General features: G+C 40.4%; 1 protein-coding gene and 1 pseudogene. Both read left to right on the forward strand.

Translation table 11 applies throughout. The features are described 5' to 3' along the window. Window positions 1–1,061: pseudogene (locus WS34_RS14410) on the forward strand (SusC/RagA family TonB-linked outer membrane protein); the annotation flags it as partial. Window positions 1,062–1,072: 11 nt separating this feature from the next. Beyond that, window positions 1,073–1,858 (forward strand): RagB/SusD family nutrient uptake outer membrane protein (locus tag WS34_RS14415; RefSeq protein ID WP_046405719.1); only part of this gene is annotated, 786 nt, incomplete at its 3' end.

Raw genomic sequence — 1,858 nt, forward strand, 5'->3', positions numbered from 1 at the left:
ATCAGAATTTCGATGCATACCGTTCGTATACTACTTATTCTTTCAATAACTGGATTTCTAATAATTTCGGGACTAGTGTGCTGATCGATGCTTTAGGGAATCCCGATTTAAAATGGCAGAAAACGATAGACAAAAATATCGGTGCCGACCTGTCTTTTTTCAATAATCGGTTTAATATTAATTTCGATTATTACCAGAAAAAGACAGATCCTTTGTTGGCAGTCATCAGCGTCCCTTCTTCTGTCGGAACCAAAACGGTCACAACCAATATGGGGGAACAGTGGAATACAGGGTTTAGCGGTACAGTGAAATATTCCCCGATCTATCGGCCGAAAGATCGGATTAATTGGACATTGAGTCTGAATTTCCGCCATCAGAAGGCAGAATACCGGAATATCGGGAATAGTCTGGATCAGTTTAACCAGGAAAATAAAAACTCCAGTCTGGACCGTTATTATGACGGAGGAAGTCCTACGGCTTTGTGGGCTGTACGTTCTTTGGGAATCGACCCGGCAAACGGACAGGAAGTTTTCGTGAAAAAAGACGGTACTTATTCCTATACTTATGATACCAAAGATGAGGTGAAAGTGGGTGATTCCGAGCCGGATGTAGAAGGAGTGATCGGAAGTACCTTATATTATAAAGGTTTTTCTTTTTCCGTTCATTTGCGTTATAGCCTGGGAGGAGATGTATTCAATAAAGCTTTGTACTCCAAGGTAGAAAATATATCCGAGACAAATCTGAAATACAATCAGGATAAACGTGCGTTATACGATCGTTGGGAAAAGCCCGGACAACATGCCCGGTTTAAGAAAATTTCTCTGACTGAGACGACGCCGATGTCTTCCCGTTTTGTCAAAACAGAGAATTTTTTAAAAGGAGAATCTTTTTCTGTCGGATATGACTTCCCGAAGGAATGGATTGAAAAAATCGGATTTTCTGCCTTAAGACTTCAAGCGAATATGAACGATATTTTTAGAAAATCAAGTGTTAAGGAAGAGCGGGGTATCGACTATCCGTTTGCCCGAACCGTATCTGCATCAGTGTCTGTAACTTTTTAATTCTGTGAATTATGAATATCAAGAGATATATAGCAACAATAATTTTAGCTATTGTCCTATTGCTGAATTTCAGCTGTACGGACTGGTTGGATGTAAAACCGGTAGACCGGATGTCCGAAGATCAGCTTTACTCGACAGAAGCCGGATTCAGACAAGCCTTGAACGGTATATATGTGGAACTGAATCATGCCGATTTGTATGGGGATGAATTGTTGGTGAATACGGTCGAGATATTGGCACAACGGTATAAATTCAGCTCTATGGGAACATTAACAAACCAATATCATCTGGCAGAATTCGATTATACCACCGATTATGCTAAGAAATGCGGTTCCCGGATTTGGGAAAAAGCATATGCCTTGATTGCCAATGTGAATAAATTATTGAAAAATGCTGATTCACATAAAGATTTGTTTACCGGAGATAGTTATGATTTGATTACCGGGGAAGCCTATGCTTTGCGTGCATTTTTGCATTTTGATTTACTGCGTTTATTCGGTCCGGTATATAAAACTCACAAGGAAGATAAGTCGATTTGTTATAACACACAATTTTCTTTGTCTGGCTCGGATCTGTTGCCAGCTTCTAAAGTGATGGAGTATGTGATTGCCGATCTGAAAGAAGCAGAAGACCGGCTTGCTAAAGATCCGATCATAGAAGAAGGGCCTTTGTTATCCGATGGTGCGACAGAAGAAGAGGATTTTTGGAGATACCGTTCATTACGTCTGAATTATTATGCGGTCAAAGCTTTGCAGGCGAGGGCTTATCTGTATGCCGAAATGAATGAGGATGCTTTG

Source organism: Odoribacter sp. N15.MGS-14 (assembly GCF_000980245.1).
Lineage (GTDB): Bacteria > Bacteroidota > Bacteroidia > Bacteroidales > Marinifilaceae > Odoribacter > Odoribacter splanchnicus.